General features: G+C 63.3%; 17 protein-coding genes. 10 read left to right on the top strand and 7 right to left on the bottom strand.

Annotated elements, in window-relative coordinates:
* Window positions 1-162 precede the first annotated feature (162 nt).
* The 6 genes from AC1Z3V_RS28485 (at window position 163) to AC1Z3V_RS28460 (ending at window position 4134) form a co-directional block, all read left to right on the top strand.
* Complete coding sequence (locus AC1Z3V_RS28485) at window positions 163-1845, top strand: hypothetical protein (protein WP_483503103.1); 1683 nt, start codon at window positions 163-165, stop codon at window positions 1843-1845.
* Window positions 1845-2321: a hypothetical protein gene (locus tag AC1Z3V_RS28480; RefSeq protein WP_483503101.1), complete on the top strand. Its 477-nt coding sequence runs from the start codon at window positions 1845-1847 to the stop codon at window positions 2319-2321. The genes AC1Z3V_RS28485 and AC1Z3V_RS28480 overlap by 1 nt, the downstream gene beginning before the upstream one ends.
* 25 nt (window positions 2322-2346) lie before the next feature.
* The gene (locus AC1Z3V_RS28475) at window positions 2347-3195 is read left to right on the top strand and encodes a hypothetical protein (protein WP_483503099.1); all 849 of its coding nucleotides are present in this window, start codon (window positions 2347-2349) and stop codon (window positions 3193-3195) included.
* Window positions 3192-3395, top strand: a complete 204-nt coding sequence (locus tag AC1Z3V_RS28470) for a hypothetical protein (RefSeq protein ID WP_429807315.1) — start codon at window positions 3192-3194, stop codon at window positions 3393-3395. The genes AC1Z3V_RS28475 and AC1Z3V_RS28470 overlap by 4 nt, the downstream gene beginning before the upstream one ends.
* Window positions 3396-3515: 120 nt before the next feature.
* Window positions 3516-3773, top strand: a complete 258-nt coding sequence (locus AC1Z3V_RS28465; RefSeq protein ID WP_483503097.1) for a hypothetical protein — start codon at window positions 3516-3518, stop codon at window positions 3771-3773.
* Window positions 3760-4134: a DUF1515 family protein gene (locus AC1Z3V_RS28460; RefSeq protein WP_483503095.1), complete on the top strand. Its 375-nt coding sequence runs from the start codon at window positions 3760-3762 to the stop codon at window positions 4132-4134. Before AC1Z3V_RS28465 ends, AC1Z3V_RS28460 begins: the two co-directional genes overlap by 14 nt.
* Window positions 4135-4241: 107 nt before the next feature.
* Here the strand turns inward: AC1Z3V_RS28460 and AC1Z3V_RS28455 are convergent, their stop codons facing one another.
* On the bottom strand, window positions 4242-4418 hold the full coding sequence (locus AC1Z3V_RS28455) for a hypothetical protein (protein WP_483503093.1): 177 nt from the start codon (window positions 4416-4418) through the stop codon (window positions 4242-4244).
* 108 nt (window positions 4419-4526) lie between these two features.
* Window positions 4527-5558, bottom strand: a complete 1032-nt coding sequence (locus AC1Z3V_RS28450) for a GlxA family transcriptional regulator (protein WP_483503091.1) — start codon at window positions 5556-5558, stop codon at window positions 4527-4529.
* Between the two features lie 117 nt (window positions 5559-5675).
* Between AC1Z3V_RS28450 and AC1Z3V_RS28445 the strand changes: the two genes are divergently transcribed.
* Entirely contained in the window at window positions 5676-6692 is a 1017-nt protein-coding gene (locus AC1Z3V_RS28445) for an alpha/beta fold hydrolase (protein ID WP_483503089.1), read from the top strand.
* 88 nt (window positions 6693-6780) lie between these two features.
* Window positions 6781-7746 (top strand): MBL fold metallo-hydrolase, encoded by a 966-nt coding sequence (locus AC1Z3V_RS28440; RefSeq protein ID WP_483503087.1) that lies wholly within the window; start codon window positions 6781-6783, stop codon window positions 7744-7746.
* 81 nt (window positions 7747-7827) lie between these two features.
* On the opposite strand, the gene AC1Z3V_RS28435 is transcribed toward AC1Z3V_RS28440, so the two are convergent.
* Both AC1Z3V_RS28435 and AC1Z3V_RS28430 read right to left on the bottom strand, forming a co-directional pair.
* Window positions 7828-8940: an NADH:flavin oxidoreductase gene (locus tag AC1Z3V_RS28435; RefSeq protein WP_483503085.1), complete on the bottom strand. Its 1113-nt coding sequence runs from the start codon at window positions 8938-8940 to the stop codon at window positions 7828-7830.
* A gap of 1 nt (window position 8941) precedes the next feature.
* Window positions 8942-9334, bottom strand: coding sequence for a RidA family protein (locus AC1Z3V_RS28430; RefSeq protein ID WP_483503083.1), 393 nt, complete (start codon window positions 9332-9334; stop codon window positions 8942-8944).
* Between the two features lie 131 nt (window positions 9335-9465).
* Here AC1Z3V_RS28430 and AC1Z3V_RS28425 point away from each other — a divergent pair, with 131 nt between their 5' ends.
* On the top strand, window positions 9466-10389 hold the full coding sequence (locus tag AC1Z3V_RS28425) for a LysR substrate-binding domain-containing protein (protein ID WP_483503082.1): 924 nt from the start codon (window positions 9466-9468) through the stop codon (window positions 10387-10389).
* 55 nt (window positions 10390-10444) lie between these two features.
* On the opposite strand, the gene AC1Z3V_RS28420 is transcribed toward AC1Z3V_RS28425, so the two are convergent.
* Entirely contained in the window at window positions 10445-10735 is a 291-nt protein-coding gene (locus tag AC1Z3V_RS28420; protein ID WP_483503080.1) for a hypothetical protein, read from the bottom strand.
* Between the two features lie 471 nt (window positions 10736-11206).
* On the opposite strand from AC1Z3V_RS28420, the gene AC1Z3V_RS28415 reads away from it, so the two are divergent.
* Window positions 11207-12982 carry an SLC13 family permease gene (locus tag AC1Z3V_RS28415; protein ID WP_429807345.1) on the top strand — a complete coding sequence of 592 codons (1776 nt, stop codon included), beginning with the start codon at window positions 11207-11209 and terminating at the stop codon, window positions 12980-12982.
* Between the two features lie 55 nt (window positions 12983-13037).
* On the opposite strand, the gene AC1Z3V_RS28410 is transcribed toward AC1Z3V_RS28415, so the two are convergent.
* Both AC1Z3V_RS28410 and AC1Z3V_RS28405 read right to left on the bottom strand, forming a co-directional pair.
* Window positions 13038-14717, bottom strand: a complete 1680-nt coding sequence (locus AC1Z3V_RS28410) for an aspartate:alanine exchanger family transporter (protein WP_483503078.1) — start codon at window positions 14715-14717, stop codon at window positions 13038-13040.
* Between the two features lie 225 nt (window positions 14718-14942).
* Window positions 14943-16595: a bifunctional aspartate transaminase/aspartate 4-decarboxylase gene (locus AC1Z3V_RS28405; protein WP_429807352.1), complete on the bottom strand. Its 1653-nt coding sequence runs from the start codon at window positions 16593-16595 to the stop codon at window positions 14943-14945.
* Window positions 16596-16640 lie beyond the last annotated feature (45 nt).

Raw genomic sequence — 16640 nt, 5'->3', positions numbered from 1 at the left:
GCCGATCCAGGCCTCTTCGCCGTTAGCCTCCGATAGGCCGGCACGCTGCCGCAACAAGGCGCGCGCCGCGGGCCGGGGCGCGCCTGCGCGTAGCACCGCGCATTCCATCGATATCAGGAACAATAGGGAAGCTTGCGACCCGCACTTCCATGGAGACAAGCCATGCCCAGAACAGGTGGCGTCTATTCACCCCCCGCCGGCACCAAAGGTGTGCCCAATACCACGATCCAGAGCGTGCCCTACAACACGCTGATCGACGACCTGACGGCCGACGCCAACGCGCCGCGCCCGCTGACCGCGGGAGGCACGGGAGCAACAAGCGCAAGCGGCGCCCGGACGGCTCTCGGCCTTGAGATCGGCACCAATGTCCAGGCGCAGGACGCAGGCCTGCAGTCGATTGCCGGTCTGACGACAACGCCCAATCAAATGCTCTACACGACGGGGACGGACCTCTATTCGACGACGGCACTGACACCATTCGCCAGGACCATCCTCGACGACGTGGATGCGGTGTCGGTGAAAACGACTCTCGGGCTGGCGGCGGTAGCCTCGTCTGGATCCGCGAGCGACTTGGCCTCTGGCACGCTGGCGGACGCGCGGCTGCCGGGGACGATGTCGGGTAAGACGTTTAACGGAAGCGTGATAGTGTCGTCCGCGGCAAGCGCTGCGCTAACCTTGAATGGCCCTAGTACGAACGGAATTGAAATGGGGCGAACGGACGGTACGGCTACCAACACCTACATAGATTTCCATTCGTCAGGGAACAACATCGACTTCGATGCACGCATTTTAGCCTCAGGAGGAAATGGTTCCATTGGCCAAGGCGGATTAACTGTCACCGCTCAAGGAGGGGGGCTTACCCTGGCCGGAACCCCACTTTCAGGGACGTCAGCGTATTTTTCTGGTACATCGATAGCTCAAGACGTCCTCTCCAATGGCTCGATGCAAATCCGAAACAACGGTAATCGCGTATTTTGGTTGATGAACGCCTCGGGTATCAACCGTGCCGCGGTCTTCCACGACAATGGCAGCGAATATGTAGGCATTAATCTCTACAATGCCTCGGGCTCATTTGTTAGGGCTTTGCAGATTTGGCAGGCTGGCGAGTTGACGTGGAACGGAACTAACTTCGTAATTGAAGGGAACGGTTCCACTTCTTGTCAGCTGCGGATGAATGTCGACACGGATAGTCAATACCGCTTTATTGGCACTAATTCCAATGAGCTTTACATCCAGAGATCCTCAAATAATTTCGGCAGCGCCACCACACTATTGCGCTGGGATAATAGCAACGACGCGTTCTTCTCCAGAGACATTTACGCGAACCGTGTAGTTTCGAGCTCCTCGGGCTTTGGCACCAATTTTGCTGTTGGTGACGATGTTTGGATTGGTGACATCAACGTTGCCAACCATATGAAAATTAGCGGGCAACAAGATGGAGCCAAGGGATTTGTCCGCTTTGGCAGCAGCGCCAATGCCCTTGGTGTGGATGGAACCACTTCTGTAGATAGATTAATCTGGGGTTCGTGGTTACTTCAGAGTGACGGGAATCAGTATTTACCCTTTCTCGGTAAATGGATGAACGTTGCTTTTGACGAAAAGGCCACCGTCTACACCGGTTCCAACCAGGACGAGACAAACTTCCCCGTTGGCCATTCTGTGCTCTGTTACTCAAACGGTACGCGAAACCGGAACCAGGGGTACGCCACTTACCTCTCCACTGCCGCCTATCAATACACCTTGGATGTCGGGGCGAGCTCTCAGTTGGGCGGGACCTGGCGGGCGCGCGGGCAGATCACCTATTCCAGTGGCAATTCCATGGTACAGATGCAGAGGACTGCGTGATGGCGCTTTCGTTGAATGAGGTCTATTCCGTTCAAAAGACCAGGGAAGACGGCGTGTTGCTGGTCAAATGCAACATCACCGATCTGCAGGATGCGGTTTACGATTGCGATTATGTATCGCGGCCTGAAGATGGCTTTGGTCTCAATCCGACCATCCGCAAGTGGCTCGACGACAACCGCGATTTTCCGGTCGCCGACTATGTTCCCCCGACCGATGAAGAGAGCCGGCGGGTGATGCCGTCGCTTTCCGCGCGGCAATTCCGTCTCGGTCTCGTCGGCGCGGGCGTTTCGCCCGAGGCGGTGGCAGTCACGATTGCCGCCATGCCTGCGGGCACCGAACGGGACAGGGCACAGATCGAGTGGGAATATGCCGAGACGTTCCAGCGCGGGCATCCGCTCGTCGCGACGATTGCGAACGGGCTCGGTCTGTCTGAGCTGCAGGTCGACGCCCTGTGGCTCGCGGCGATCAATCTCTAGGCACTCTTCACAAGACAGGTGACTTATGAATCGGTCGGTATTCTTTGCCGCTCTCCGGCGACGGGGCAGCGCGGCACTCGGCAGACCTTTTTCTGCGCAGCAAGAGAGGGGCGCCGAGGCGATCATCGAGGAGGCGCGGCGCCGCGGCGTCAGCCTTTGCCATCTCGCCGCGATACTCGCAACCGCCTATCACGAGACCGGCGGCTCCATGCAGCCGGTTGAGGAAAACCTCAATTACACCGCGAAGCGGCTCACGCAGGTGTGGCCCGCTCGGTTCCCGACGATGGCGAGTGCCGAGCCTTACGCCGGCAAGCCGCGAAAGCTCGCGAACCGGATCTATGGCGGGCGGCTCGGCAATATCGAGGCCGACGATGGGTGGCGTTATCGCGGGCGCGGTCTGGCCCAGATCACCGGCAGGGCGAACTATGCGAAGTTCGGTGTCGCGGCTGTCCCCGATCAGGCGAATGAGACGGCAACGGCGGTGCGCATCCTGTTCGACGGCATGGCGGAGGGCCTTTTTACCGGCAAGCGGCTTGCCGACTTCGACACGGGCGAGAGTCTTTCCGAGGCTGCGACCGGCTATCGCTATGCGGCATCCCGCGTGATCATCAACGGTGATATCCGGGAAAATGGTCCAAAGATCGAGGCCTACGGCAGGGCATTCGAGGCGGCGTTGCGTGAAGCCGGATATGGCCAGAGGGGCCAGGAAAAGGCGGGCTCGATCGAGCCGGGTGTCGTCGTCGTGCTTCGGCGCGGAAAATCGGGGTCGGGGGGCAAAGGTCAAGGCGACAGCGCCGCTTTCAGGTCCATTGGCAAGACTTTCGAACGCCTTGCCGCCGCAATCGTTGCAATTGTCGCGAGGTGGGCGAAATGAGCGCCGTGGTGATCCGCATAGTGTTGCGCTACGGCGCGGGCTTGCTTGTTGCGAAGGGTTTGCTGGCGCCTGAAACCGGTCCGGCGCTGGCCGATGATCCTGACATCCAGATGGTGGTGGAGGTTGGCGTCGGCCTGGTTGCCGGCGTGTTCTCCGAAACCTGGTATGGGCTGGCACGACGTTTCGGCTGGGCGAAATGATGCTGTCCTGGCTGAAGCTACTCCTCGGCGGGCTGTTGCTCGCCGGTGTCGTCTGGCTCGTCCACGAGATCCGTGCGGACGGTGCCCGTTCTCTCGCCATCCTCATCGAAAGGCAGAACAATGACGCTCAGAGCCGCGCTGGTGAAAGGCGCCTTGATTACGATTCCTGCCTTGATTCAGGCAGGTTGTGGAACTTCGCAACCGGCCAGTGTTCCGGGCCTGCGGGGCGTGGTCGGAACTGATCTCGTCGGCGCGCGCGGTGCGACGCCTGCGGATCAACACCGGATCGACCGCACGGCCGTCGGGCTTTGCGCGGCGGAAATCTGGACACGGGCGGAATGCGCCCGGCATGGGGAGCGCGCCGATGTCCGCAGTTGAAATCGATGTAGCCGTTCACCGCCAGCTCGGTGAATTGGTTGCGGGCATGCGCGGCTTGCAGGAATCCATTCGCCGGATCGAAGAGGGTGCCCGGCGCGCGGAAGACAAGACCGCGACAAGCCATGCCAACGTGCATTTGCGCATGGAGCAGCTTGCCGATCGGGTCGGCGAACTCGAGGCGTCGGTCCTGGCAATCGGTACGGACGTCGCGGAGATGAAACCGGTGACCGACGACGTCAGGCGCTGGAAGCTGATGGGGATCGGCGCACTGGGCGTCACCGGCATTGCGGCGATGGCGCTGGGCGTCAGCTTTGCCGAAGCGATCCGCCGCATCGTCTTTGTCGTCATTGGCAAGGGATGAGGGCTCGAGCGTCTGAACTGAACGAGCACGAAAACGCCGCGCGCCCCCTTGGGCGCGCGGCGTTTTTTGCGTTTCGATCGCGCCTAAAGGCCCACGCGTTTCGCGTCTCAGGCGGTGTCAGCGAGGATCTGGCGCCTATCACGCATGACCAGCGTGGCGATGAAGAAAGCCTGGACGAGCAACAGGGCATAGGCGGCGAGTATGACGCCGCAGGGTACGACAAAATTCAGCTGCGGTGCGCCGCCGAGGATGACGGGCACGCTCCAGGAGACGATCGGAATCACGCCGCATCCCATCAGCGCGTCTTCGCGGCGGGTTTGGCGCCGGCGAGCAGCATCGAGCCAACCTGCTGGCGGACGACGAGGATGGTCCGGCGGGGACGCGAATGTCGATCACAGCGCAGGCAGTGCGTTCGACGCGCCAGCAGCCATTCGCCGGGCGCCGTCCGACACGGAGAAGCGCAGGCGGTATTCTTTCGGCGAAAGGCCGAGGATCTTGCGGAAGATCTTGCGATAGGCGTTGGTGTCGTCGTAACCGCTCTGCCAGGCGACCTGCTCGATCGACAGATGCGAACGCTCCAGGAGGTCGCGTGACTTGGCGATCCGCAGCCGCTGGCAATATTCGGTGGGATTGAAACCGGTCGCCTTCTGGAAACGGCGCAGAAAGGTGCGGTCGCCGAGCCCGGCGCGCTCCGCCATCATCTGCAGCGTCACGCCTTTGGTGTTGGTGCCGTGCAGCCAGTGCTGAATCTTGAGGATGACGTTGTCGCCGTGGTCGAGCTTCGGCGCGAAGACGCTGTAGTAGCTCTGCTCGCGCGCGCCGGGGTCGATGATCATGAAGCGCGCGGTCGCCAGCATGACATCGGTTCCCAGGAACCGGTCGACGAGTTTCAGCCCGAGATCGATCCACGCCATCATGCCGCCGGCAGTGATGATGTCGCCCTCGTCGATCAGCAACCTGTCGGTGTCGACGCGGATGTTGCCGTAGCGGCCGGTGATCAGATCCTGGTGCGACCAGTGCGTGGTGATGGTGCGGCCGGCCGCGAGGCCGGATTCCGCCAGCAGATAGGCGCCGCCGCAGACGGAACAGATCGTCGTGCCGCGCTCATGCTGCTCCCGCACGAAGGCGGGCAGGCCGGCGATGCGATCGCCGACCGGCAGATCGGACAGCGTCGGGGGCAGGATCAGTGCCACCAGGCCCGAAGAGGGACCCTGGTGGGTGTCGCGCGATTTCGACACCGAGCCGTCTTCCTGAAGCTTCCAATGGCTGATTCGGATCTGCGGAGCATCCACTCCGCTCTGTTCGGCCGACTGCATGCTGGCCACCTGGAACATGTCGGTCAGGCCGTGGATCGCCGACATCAGGGCGCGCGGATAGACGACGATGCCGATCTCCGCCGGTTCGTTTTCCGGTCGTTTTGTCACTTCTGCCCCCATCGTTGTCAGGTTTGCCGGTCGAGAGGTTAGGGCCGCCGATTTATCAATTCAACCATCGCTTCCACGGAATGGAAGCCGGGCAACAGAGATCAAGAGGCGAGGACAATGACGCAGGCAAAAGCAGTTTCCACGAGCGTTTCCGGTGGCCTTTCACGGCGCACGGTTCTTTCGGCGGCCTTTGGTGCTGCCGCTACCGCCGCCGCGGTCAGCGCAACGAACACGCCGGCCAAGGCCGCATCCACAACCGCATCAACCGCCGGCGTCTCCGGCACTGAGGGAGCAAAGACCATGGGCAGCCGCATCACCACCCGCGATGGCGTCGAGATCTACTACAAGGACTGGGGGCCGAAGGATGGTCCGGTCGTCGTGCTCAGCCACGGCTGGCCGCTGTCGTCGGATAGCTGGGAAGCGCAGGCGTTCCATCTCGCCAACAATGGCTTCCGTGTCATCACCCATGACCGCCGTGGCCATGGCCGCTCGTCGCAGCCCTGGGACGGCAACGACATGGATCATTATGCCGACGATCTGGCCGATCTCATCAATGCGCTCGATCTCAAGGACATCTTCCTCGCCGGCTTTTCGACCGGTGGCGGCGAGATCAGCCGCTACATCGGCCGCCACGGCACGAGCCGGGTCGCCAAGGCCGGGCTGATTTCGGCGGTGCCGCCGCTGATGGTCAAGACCGAAGCGAACCCCGGCGGCCTGCCGAAGGAGGTGTTCGACGGCCTGCAGGCGGCGAGCCTCAAGGATCGTTCGAAGCTCTACCGCGATATCGCCGCCGGCCCGTTCTTCGGCTTCAACCGTCCGGGCGCGGTTGCCTCTCAGGGCATGATTGACAGCTTCTGGCTGCAGGGCATGATGGGCGGTCACAAGAACACCTATGACTCGATCGTTGCCTTCTCGCAGACCGACTTCACCGAGGACCTGAAGAGGTTCGACGTGCCGACCTTGATCATCCATGGCGACGACGACCAGATCGTACCGATCGACGCGGCGGCACGGGCGCCGAAGAAGCTCGTCCCGCATGCCGAACTCAAGATTTATGCCGGCGCGCCGCATGGCATCACCGACACCCACAAGGACCAGCTCAACGCCGATCTCCTGGCCTTTGCCAAGGCATGACATCGCCGACCGGTGTCGCCGAGTGCGGCACCGGTCGATTGCCAAACGCGTCCAGATCCCCGAATTGCTCCAGCCAAGGACCAGAGCCATGACCGCCTCCCACACTCCTTCTGACGCTTTCCGCATCGACCGTCGCGAATTCCTGGCGGGCTCCAGCGCGCTTGCTGCTTCACTTCTGCTACCGAAGGGCGGCTATGCCGCCGATGTCCATCGCCTCCAGCATGGCAATTTCGACATTTCCGTCGTCAGCGACGGTTTCCTGATGCTGCCTGTCGAAATCGTGTTGCCGGATGCCAAGCCCGAGGAGCGGCCGGACATCATGCGCCGCCTCGGCGGCACGCCGGAACGCGCGCCGTTTCACACCAATATTCCGGTCATCCGCACCGGCAATGACCTGATTGTGGTCGACGACGGCTCGGGCACCCATTTCCAGGAGAGTGCCGGCAAGCTTCACGCCAATCTCCTGGCGGCCGGCATCGACCCGAGCCAGGTGACGAAGGTGGTGCTGACGCATGCCCATCCCGATCATGCGGGCGGCACCGTCGGAACCGATGGCAAGCTCACCTTTCCGAATGCTCAGTACTTCGTCTCGGGGGCGGAATGGCAGTTCTGGACCGATCCGAATTTCGAGAAGGTGATGCCGCAGGTGCTGCATGGTTTTGCCAAGGGCGCGCAGCGCGACCTTTTTGCCGTTCAGGACCGGCTGACCCTGGTCAGGCCCGGCGACGAAATCGTCAGCGGCATGCAGGTGCTCGACACGCGGGGCCACACGCCCGGCCACATCTCGCTCCAGCTTTCAGGCGGCGACGGCGCCGGGCATGAGGGCCTGGTGATTACCGGAGACGCCGTGACCAGCAATATCGTCTTCTTCGAGCATCCCGACTGGCATTTCGGCTTCGACACGGATGCGGAGCTGGCCTTGAAGAACCGCAAGGCGCTGATCGATCGGGCGGCATCGGAGAGGTTGGCGCTGCTCGGTTATCATTGGGCCTATCCGGGCATCGGGCGGGCCGAGCGCAGCGGAGCTACTTATCGCTTCGTGGCGGCGTCGTAGCCGTTCGGGCCGGCCACTCTTTCAGAGCAGCGATAGGAGCCACGGGCGCGTCTTCCAGGAGACACGCCCGTCGCTCCATTGTCAGAGAGCGAGCTCGCTGTCCTTGATGTCGCTGATCGGCGCGAGGAACGGCAGTTCGAACGGGCGCAACTCGCGGCGCTCGGCGGCGAGCCGCGGCCAGTCGGGATTGACGAGCGCGCCGCGGCCGAGCGCGATCATGTCTGCCCCCGCTTCCATCACCGCTTCGGCGCGCGAAAGATCGTGCAGACTGCCATTCGCAATGAGGAAGAGACGCGGCGCGTGGCGACGGGCAAGCGCGACGAGCGAGGCCTCTCCGCCCTCGAAGGCCGGCTGCCAGGCTTCGAACTCGGTCACGTGCACGAAATCGGCCGGGCTCCCGGCCAAAGCGTCGAAGACCCTCGCGGCGCCCTGTTCCCGTTCCGTCCATTTGTGCCGGAAGTCGTTGACCTTGCCCTGCGAGATGCGCAGCCCGAGCGGCACGGAAGGGCCGATCGCCGCGCGCACCGCCTTGAGGACCTCGAGGGACAGCCCGAGGCGCTCGACGATGTCGCCGCCCCAGCGATCGGTGCGCCGGTTTGAGAAGTCGGTGAAGAACTGATCGAGCAGATAGCCGTTGGCGCCATGGATCTCGATGCCGTCGAAGCCGGCGACCGCGATCGCCAGGCGAGCGGCATTGGCGAAGCCCTCGATCGCTTCGGCAATCTCGGCCTCGCTGATCTCGCGCGGCAAGGCATAAGGGCCGTCGCCGTGGTAGCCGGTCATCTGGGTGCCCGTCGGGCGGATGGCCGAGGGCCCCACCGTATCAGGACGATGGGGATTGCCCTGTGCCAGCGCGCCGCCATGCATGAGCTGCGCGAAAATGCGGCCGCCTTCCGCATGGACCGCGTCGACGATTGGGCGCCAGGCAGCCGCCTGTTCCCTGTCGGTCAGGCCGGGCTGGTCCCTGTAGGTCTGGGAATAGGCCTTGTCGGTATAGATGCCTTCGGTCGTGATCAGGCTGAAGCCGCCGCGGGCGAAGCGTTGGTAATAGCTGAGCATGCGTTCGCCCGGGACGCCGGCGGCCGAAGCGCTGATGCGGGTCATCGGCGCGACCGACAGGCGGTTGGTGAAGTCGAGCCCCTTGAGGGTGATCCCGGTGAAAACGGGAGACGGAAGGATCTGTGGCGCGTTCATGTCAACGGTCCCCGTCGAGCGCGATCGCTTCGATCTCGATCAGTGCCTGCGGCGAATAAAGCGAGGAGACCTCGATGATGCTGTCGGCGGGGTAGGGTGCGGAAAACCACTTGCGTCGGAGTTCGATGATCTTTCCGAAATTCTCCATGGAGCGCAGGAAGATCGTGACCTTGACGATCCTGTCGAGCCCGGAGCCGGCCGCCTTCAGCGCGCGGTCGAGGTTGCGGAAGGCCTGATCGGCCTGGCGGTCGAAGTCGCCTTCGCCGACGAGCGCGCCGTCGTCGCCGATCGCCGCCTGGCCCGAAATGAAGACGAAGCCGTTGGCCTTGATCGCCTGGGAGAGCAGGAAGGGTGCGTAGTGATCCGGCTTGGTGACGACCTGTTCGAGAGACATGACTTGTCCTTTCATGCTTGAGATTTTCTCAGCTCGGCGCTGTTGCCTTGGCTGTTGCAGGAAATATGCTGGGCTGAAGTCAGGCTGACAAAGGACGATTCCTCAGCCGATAGATGAGCTGAATTCATCCATTGGAGGGGAGTGCGATGAGAAAGCTGCCGCCGCTTGGCGCCCTGCGGGTCTTCGAAGCGGCCGCCCGCCGGTTGAGCTTCAAGCTGGCCGCCGAAGAACTGAATGTTTCGGCGACTGCCGTCAGCCACCAGATCCGACAGTTGGAGGAATTGCTGGAGGTCAAGCTCTTCGAGCGCGAGACGCGACAGGTGAGGTTGACGGCTGCCGGAAAGATGCTGTTTCCGGTGCTGCGCGACGGTCTCGATCGTTTCGAACAGGCGATTGCCGACGTTCGCCGTCAACAGGCGGGCAAGGTGGCGCGTCTCACCTCCACCGTCGCCTTCGTCGCCAAGCGGTTGGCGCCGCTTGCCGGCTCCTTCCGCGAAGCCTATCCGGACTGGACGCTGAGGCTCGACGCCTCCCACCGGACGGTCGATCTGGAAGCGGATGCCGATGCGGCGATCCGTTTGGGCGGCGGCGACTATCCGGGCCTCGTCATCGAACCGTTGTTTGCCGATCGTTTCGCCCCGGTCTGTACGCCACGGCTGGCACCGGCGCGTGCCGCCGATCTCGGACACATGACGCTCATACACTACGACTGGGGAACGCTGCGCCGCCACGATGCCCGTGCGCCGGTGTGGCGGCACTGGCTGGAGCAGGCTGGCATCGCAAATGTCGATGCCAGCGCGGGGCTATCCTTTACCGATGAAATCCATGCCGTTCAGGCTGCGGTGGCCGGGCAGGGCATTGCCCTGCTCAGTCTCACGCTGGTGGCGGAAGAGCTTGCCTCGGGCATTCTCGTCCAGCCTTTCGAACTGACGCTCGAGAGTGACCGCTACGATCTCGTCTATAGCCCAAGGATGGCCGACCGGCCGGCCACTCTTCTGCTGCGGGCCTGGGTGCTGGCCCAGTTCGGCGGGGGAGACTGCCGCTCCCTGCCGTAACGATATTTTGCATGTCGTTATCGCAAAACCGCTACGCAATTTTGCGCGACACGCCTTAGTCGTCGAAGAGGAATTCCGGCTGCCAGCGCCGGCTGGTCAGGCGCAAGGACCGGTCGGGTTCGATGATGTAGGTCTCATAGACCTTCCGGCCATAGGGATCGATGAACTGGTGCGGCACGATGCTGCCGACCGGCGCCTTCTTCAGCTTGGTGCGCGGCTGGCCGCCATAGGTGATGCTACCGGGGATCGGCTCGAGATTCGTCGAATAGCCGTAGTAGCTCGAGCCGCCCGCGGTGCAGCCGCTGAGAAGCAGAACGACGGTGAAGGCGGCAAGGGCGTGTTTCATGGCTGCGATCCTCGAATTGCGGGGGCGCTTGTTGCGGAAGGCGCAGGCAGGTTCCTTGCCTTCGGACGGATTGCGGAACGCGCTGCAACGCTTTGATCTATTGTACAATTTCCTGATGCAAATCCAAGAGTGGGCAATCATGTCGGCAGCCATGGGTTTCGGCGGCGCCGACCTTGGGCGGAGCGTCGGACGAGACAGATCTTCCGCAGGCGCAGACGGTCGGAAACGTGGCCGCAGCGCGCCAACACCTCCTGCCGGGATTTGGCGCCGTGATCGCTCCAAGCGTCCTGGCGGTGGCTGCGGCGGTAACGGGTGAATTTCGCCTTCGTACCCAGATTTGTCGCTGAGCCGAATTCCGGTCCGGGGAAAGATGCGTTACTTCTCGCGTGAACGTTCCGGCGGGTCGTGCGTTTCGGCTTCGTGCCTTGCTCATTTCTCCGTCCGTCCCTTCCTGTGTAGACCGGGTACTGCATGACCGCCGAACAGTCTCTCGCGTTTATCGTCATCGGCGCGATGATGGCCTTCTTCATCTGGGGCCGGTTTCGATATGACGTGATCGCCTGTTCGGCGCTGATGCTGGCGGTGGCCGTCGGCATCGTGCCATTCGATCATGCCTTCGACGGTTTCAGCGACGATATCGTCATCATCGTCGGCAGCGCGCTGATCGTCAGTGCCGGGGTGGCGCGCTCAGGCGTGGTGGATGCGGCGATCCAGCGGTTCCTGCCGAATATTTCGTCCGTGCGGGCGCAGCTTGCGCTGCTGGTCATTACCGTCACCGTGCTTTCCGCCTTCATCAAGAACATCGGGGCGCTCGCGATCATGCTGCCGGTCGCCTTCCAGTTTGCCCGGCGGTCGAACGTTCAGCCCTCCGCCTTCCTGATGCCGATGGCCTTCGGGTCCTTGATCGGCGGATTGATGACCCAGGTCGGCACCTCGCCGAACATCGTCGTTTCGCGCGTTCGCCAGGAACTGACCGGCGAGAGTTTCAGCATGTTCGATTTCACGCCCGTCGGCGCGACCCTGGCGCTCATCGGCTGCATCTTCCTGCTCTTCGCCTATAAGCTGGTGCCGCAGCGCACCAGCCAGCAGGTCTCCGTGCAGCAGGCGATCGAGATCACCGACTATACTTCCGAGGCCGTCGTCGCCGCCGGCTCGCCAGCGATCGGCAAGCCGCTCAGCAACCTGGTCAAGCTCGGCGACGGCGGTGCCGTCGTCGTCGCCATCTTCCGTCGCGGCCTGCATCTGGCGCCGCTGCCCGATATCAAGCTCGAAGCCGAGGACATTCTGCTGTTCGAAGGTGGCCATGCGGCGCTGGATCGCATCGTTTCCCAAGCCAAGCTGAAGATTGCGGGCGACCGTTCGCCCAATGGTCGCGAAAAGGCCGGGTCCGAGATCGAGGCGATCGAAGCGGTCGTCGGCAGCGGCTCGCCGCTCGAGGGCATGTCGGCCCAGCGGCTGGCACTCTTCAACACGCACAACATCAACCTGCTCGCCGTCAGCCGCCAGGGCGAAAGGCTGAAGCAGCGGCTCGGCAGCATCCGCTTGAGGGCGGGCGACATCGTGGTGCTGCAGGGCGCGCGGCACGAATTGACATTCTTCCTGCAGGATTTCGGCTGTCTGCCGCTGGCCCAGCGCGAGATCCTGCTCGGCACCAGGCGCAAGGCGCCGCTGCCGATCCTCGTTCTCGCCGCCGCCATGGGCTCGACCGCGGTCGGTCTCGTGCCGGTACCGATCGCCTTCTTTGCGGCCGCCCTTGCCATGGTGGTTCTGCGCATCATTCCCTTGCGCGATTTCTACCGCTCGATCGATGGGCCGATCCTCGTCATGCTGGCGGCGCTGATCCCGGTCAGCGATTCCCTGCGAACGACAGGGGGGACGGAGCTCATCGCCCAATGGCTCGGCACCGTCGCCGCCGGCTTGCCGCCTGCGGGCGCGCTGACCCTGATCCTGCTTGCGGCGATGGCCGTAACGCCGTTTCTCAACAACGCCGCCACGGTTCTCGTCATGGCGCCGATCGCGGCCAGCTTTGCCGGGGCACTCGGCTACAGGCCGGAAGCCTTCCTGATGGCGGTCGCCATCGGCGCCGGCTGCGATTTCCTCACGCCCATCGGCCACCAGTGCAATACGCTCGTCATGGGGCCGGGCGGCTATCGCTTCAGCGACTATCCGCGCCTCGGCCTGCCGCTTTCCGTCGTGATCGTCATCGTCAGCGTGCCGACGCTGATGATGGTGTGGCCGCTGCGGTAGTTTCCTTACCTCACGGCAGCCCGGCGCCGAGCATGCCGCCTCGGGGCCGTTCACCCTAGCCGAGAACTGTGACGAGCACCGCCCCCCAGAGCGCCAGGAGCACGTTGCCGATCGCGTAGCCGAGGCCATAACCCAATGTCGGCACCTGGCTTCCGGCACTTTCCTGTACGGCGGCAAGCGCCGGCGCCGAAGTTCCGGCGCCGCAGCAGGTGCCGGCGAGCACGCCTTCGTTCATGCGGAACACCCAGCGGCCGAGCGCGAGCGCCGCGAGGTGGGAAATCAGGCAGATCAGGAAACTGGCGATGACGAGCGCCGGGCCGGACTGGACGAGGCCCGTGACGAAGCTCGGGCCGGCCGAGATGCCGACGCAGGCGATGAAGGCGCAGAGCCCGACGCTGTCGAAGAACCAGAGCGTTGCCTCCGGCACGAAGCCGAAAGTGCGCCGGACCGAGCGCAGCCAGCCGGCAACGAGGCCGGCGATCAGCACGCCGACCGCAACGCCGAGGCCGATTTCCAGCGCTCCGAGTTTCAGCGCAGGTATGCCGATGAGGCCGCCGAGGAAGATGAAGACGCCGACATAGACCATGTCGGTCGCAGTCGTCTTGCGATCGGCATAACCGAGCACGGCAGCTACGTCCTCGACATGGCGCTTGGCGCCGGCGATCGACAGCACGTCGCCCCGGCGGACCGTCAGCCCGGGGAAGATCGGGATCGGCTGGCCGGCACGCAGGATGCCGCGCAGGAAGACCGAGCGCGCTTCCGGCTGCTGCTTGAGCTGCCACAGGCGTTTGCCGGCGACATCCTTGTTCGTCAGCACCACGTCGAGAATTTCGACCGGAATGTCGAGAAGTTCGCGATCGTCGACCTCGGTGCCGATCCGGCCCGCATAGTCGACCAGGAAACCGCGAAGGCCCGCGACCGCGATGATGTCTCCGGCCTGCAGCCGTTCCTTCGGGGCGGGGGAGATGATCTCGTTGCCCCTGCGGATCTGCTCGATATAGGCCTTCTGATGCTCCGGGACCTTCGCTTCTGCCTCCGCGACGGTCAGGCCCACCAATGTGTCGGCAATCGCGAAGGCGCGCGCTTCGATTTCGCGGCGGGCGGTGTCGCCGCGGTTATGAGGGGCGATGTTGAGCTCGGCTTCGAGTTCGGCGCAGGCTTCTTTCAGGCTGCGGCCGAACATGCGCGGTGCGAGCTGCGACTGGATGAGGATGGCGGTGACGACGCCGACGAGATAGGCGACCGCAAAGCCGGTGGCCACGGCGGATTCGAACTGGCTGGCGGCTTCGGGTGTCGGTGCCGTCTTGCGGAAGGTATCGATCGCGACGCCGACGGTCGCCGATTCCGTCGCCCCGCCCGCAAGCACGCCGGCGGCCGTGCCGAGATCGAAAGCGAAGAAGATCGAGAGAAGGATCGCGGCCGCGAGGGCTGCGACGCAGAGCGCCACCGTGACGGCGATCTGGGGCAGGGCATCGGCATTGAGACTCTGGAAGAATTGCGGGCCGGTGCGGTAGCCGATGGCGAAGAGGAACAGCAGGAAGAAGGCCTGCTTCACGTCGTTGGAAAGTTCGGCACCCGTCTGGCCGATGAGCACGCCGGCCAGCAGGCAGCCGGTGACGGCGCCGATGGTCACGCCGAAGATGGTGATCTTGCCGATCGCATAACCGATGCCGAGCGCGAGGAACAGCGCAAGCTCGGGATGCGCCCGCAGGATGCTGAACAGGTGATCGATCACGCGGCGTCTCCTCCCGACTCCAGGCCGAAGCGGCGCTTCAGCCCGATGATGCGCTGCTCGACTGCCGGCAGGATCCCGCCGGAAAATCTGGGTGTGGCTGGACTATAGGGCGTCTGCTTCCGCCCGACTGCATGTTTCCTTCTGCAGGACAGAACATGCAGCGTTCAAAGAGTTGCGCCGTAGGGGGAGGCGGCCGGCCACGGACTGGTCGGCCGCCTCGATCGGTTAGCTGATCTTCAGACCCTTGGCGGCCTGGTAGGTCTGGACGTAGCCGCGGGCGACCGAGCGCACGGCGCGGCCGATCTGCGAATAGGCGTCGTCATTGAGGTTGGCGAAGGAAACGCGCGCCGACCAGCTTGGCGCATCGAAGCCGGAGCCGTTCAGGAGAACGATGCCGTGGTCCTCGGCCAGCCGGAAGGGAATGTCGAGCGGGTGGATATTGTCCTTCACCCAGGTGACGACATCCTGCCCGACATATTTGCGCAGCCAGAATTCGAAATCGATGATGCCGTAATAGTGGTCGAAATAGATGCCCGGATTGGACTCGACCCCCATGCCCTCGATCAGGTTCCAGAAACGCTTGACGCAGATGGCGATGCAGGCCTTCTGATAGGCCTTCTCGACGTCCATCAGTTCCACCAGGCTGAAGAGCGTCATCATCACCTGCTGGGGAAGCGAAAGGCCGGCGGTGTGGTTCAGCGCCACGTCGCGGCTGTCGGCGACGATGCGGTCGATGAACTTCACCTCGCGCGGCTTCGGCGTCATCGCCTTGTAACGCTTTTCGAGAAGCTCCTGGATCGGCTCGGGATGCGCCTTGATCCGCTCGTCGAAGATATTGTCCTGAGCCACCGCGACGACGCCGAGGCGCCAGCCGGTGCAGCCGAAATATTTCGAATAGGAATAGACGCCGATGGTGTTGCGCGGCAGATGGCCGAGCAGCGACTGGAAGCCCGGAACGAAGGTGCCGTAGACGTCGTCGGTGAGGATGATCAGATCGGGGCGCTTGTTGTTGACGAGGTCGACGAGGCGCTTGATCGAATCCGGATCGAGGGCGACGGCGGACGGATTGCCGGGGTTGACCAGGAACAGCGCCTTCACCTCGGGGTTTTCCAGCGCCTTGATGTCCTCGTCGGTGAACTGGAAGCGGTCTTCCTGCTCGGCGCTGACATTGATGGTCTTGAGCGTGTAGTCCTCGAGCTGCGGCATTTCGAGGTAGGGCGTGAAGATCGGCGTGCCGAGCGCGATCGTGTCGCCGGCGTTGAGGATGCGGGCGTTCTTCAGCGCCTTGAAGATGTAGCACATGGCGGCGGTGCCGCCTTCGACCGGGTAGAGGTCGAACTTCACGTCCGGCCGGTGACCGGCGCACATCGCCCACATCAGATATTCGTGGGTGATGATCTCGTTGTGGTGCAGCGCCCGGTCCGGAACCGGATAGTTGTCGCCGATGATCGAGTCGGTCAGTTCGTGGACGAAGGCATCCGCGTCGAAGCCGAAGGTGGTGATGGCGTAGTCGACCGCGCTTTGGAGGGTCTTTGCCGGCGGAACGCCTTCATCCTCATCATCAACGTCGGCCGTCACCTGCAGTTGTTTCTTCACCCATTTCTGGAAGCGCTGATGCGCGCCGTCCTGGGGCGGCATGCCGGCGACGCCGGCCTTCGGGTCGTAATAGGCGCGCTTGGCTTCCGTCAGCGCGAACTGGCCGAGCAGGAAGAAGGCTTCGCGGGCGCGCGTCGCCGTCCAGTTGGGGTTGCCGCGGCCGGCGTTGAGGAAAGCTTTGGCGGATTTCTGCGAGCTCGATTTGGCGAGCTTGATCAGTTCGTCCTTGATCTCGAACGGGCTGAGGTCGGAAATGCTGTCGTAGAAGTTTCTGTCCAACATGATCCACTTCCCTGTGAATTATGAACGATGGTTTGGTTTTCGGAC

This window comes from Ensifer sp. 38_S197 (assembly GCF_056924495.1).
This window is presented reverse-complemented; position numbering and strand designations above follow the sequence as displayed.

Coding starts and splice junctions, on each gene's coding strand:
- AC1Z3V_RS28415 (WP_429807345.1), top strand. CDS start 11,207: ATGACCGCCGAACAGTCTCTCGCGTTTATCGTCATCGGCGCGATGATG.
- AC1Z3V_RS28435 (WP_483503085.1), bottom strand. CDS start 8,940: ATGAACGCGCCACAGATCCTTCCGTCTCCCGTTTTCACCGGGATCACC.
- AC1Z3V_RS28480 (WP_483503101.1), top strand. CDS start 1,845: ATGGCGCTTTCGTTGAATGAGGTCTATTCCGTTCAAAAGACCAGGGAA.
- AC1Z3V_RS28440 (WP_483503087.1), top strand. CDS start 6,781: ATGACCGCCTCCCACACTCCTTCTGACGCTTTCCGCATCGACCGTCGC.
- AC1Z3V_RS28445 (WP_483503089.1), top strand. CDS start 5,676: ATGACGCAGGCAAAAGCAGTTTCCACGAGCGTTTCCGGTGGCCTTTCA.
- AC1Z3V_RS28405 (WP_429807352.1), bottom strand. CDS start 16,595: ATGTTGGACAGAAACTTCTACGACAGCATTTCCGACCTCAGCCCGTTC.
- AC1Z3V_RS28430 (WP_483503083.1), bottom strand. CDS start 9,334: ATGTCTCTCGAACAGGTCGTCACCAAGCCGGATCACTACGCACCCTTC.
- AC1Z3V_RS28485 (WP_483503103.1), top strand. CDS start 163: ATGCCCAGAACAGGTGGCGTCTATTCACCCCCCGCCGGCACCAAAGGT.
- AC1Z3V_RS28460 (WP_483503095.1), top strand. CDS start 3,760: ATGTCCGCAGTTGAAATCGATGTAGCCGTTCACCGCCAGCTCGGTGAA.
- AC1Z3V_RS28465 (WP_483503097.1), top strand. CDS start 3,516: ATGACGCTCAGAGCCGCGCTGGTGAAAGGCGCCTTGATTACGATTCCT.
- AC1Z3V_RS28420 (WP_483503080.1), bottom strand. CDS start 10,735: ATGAAACACGCCCTTGCCGCCTTCACCGTCGTTCTGCTTCTCAGCGGC.
- AC1Z3V_RS28475 (WP_483503099.1), top strand. CDS start 2,347: ATGAATCGGTCGGTATTCTTTGCCGCTCTCCGGCGACGGGGCAGCGCG.
- AC1Z3V_RS28470 (WP_429807315.1), top strand. CDS start 3,192: ATGAGCGCCGTGGTGATCCGCATAGTGTTGCGCTACGGCGCGGGCTTG.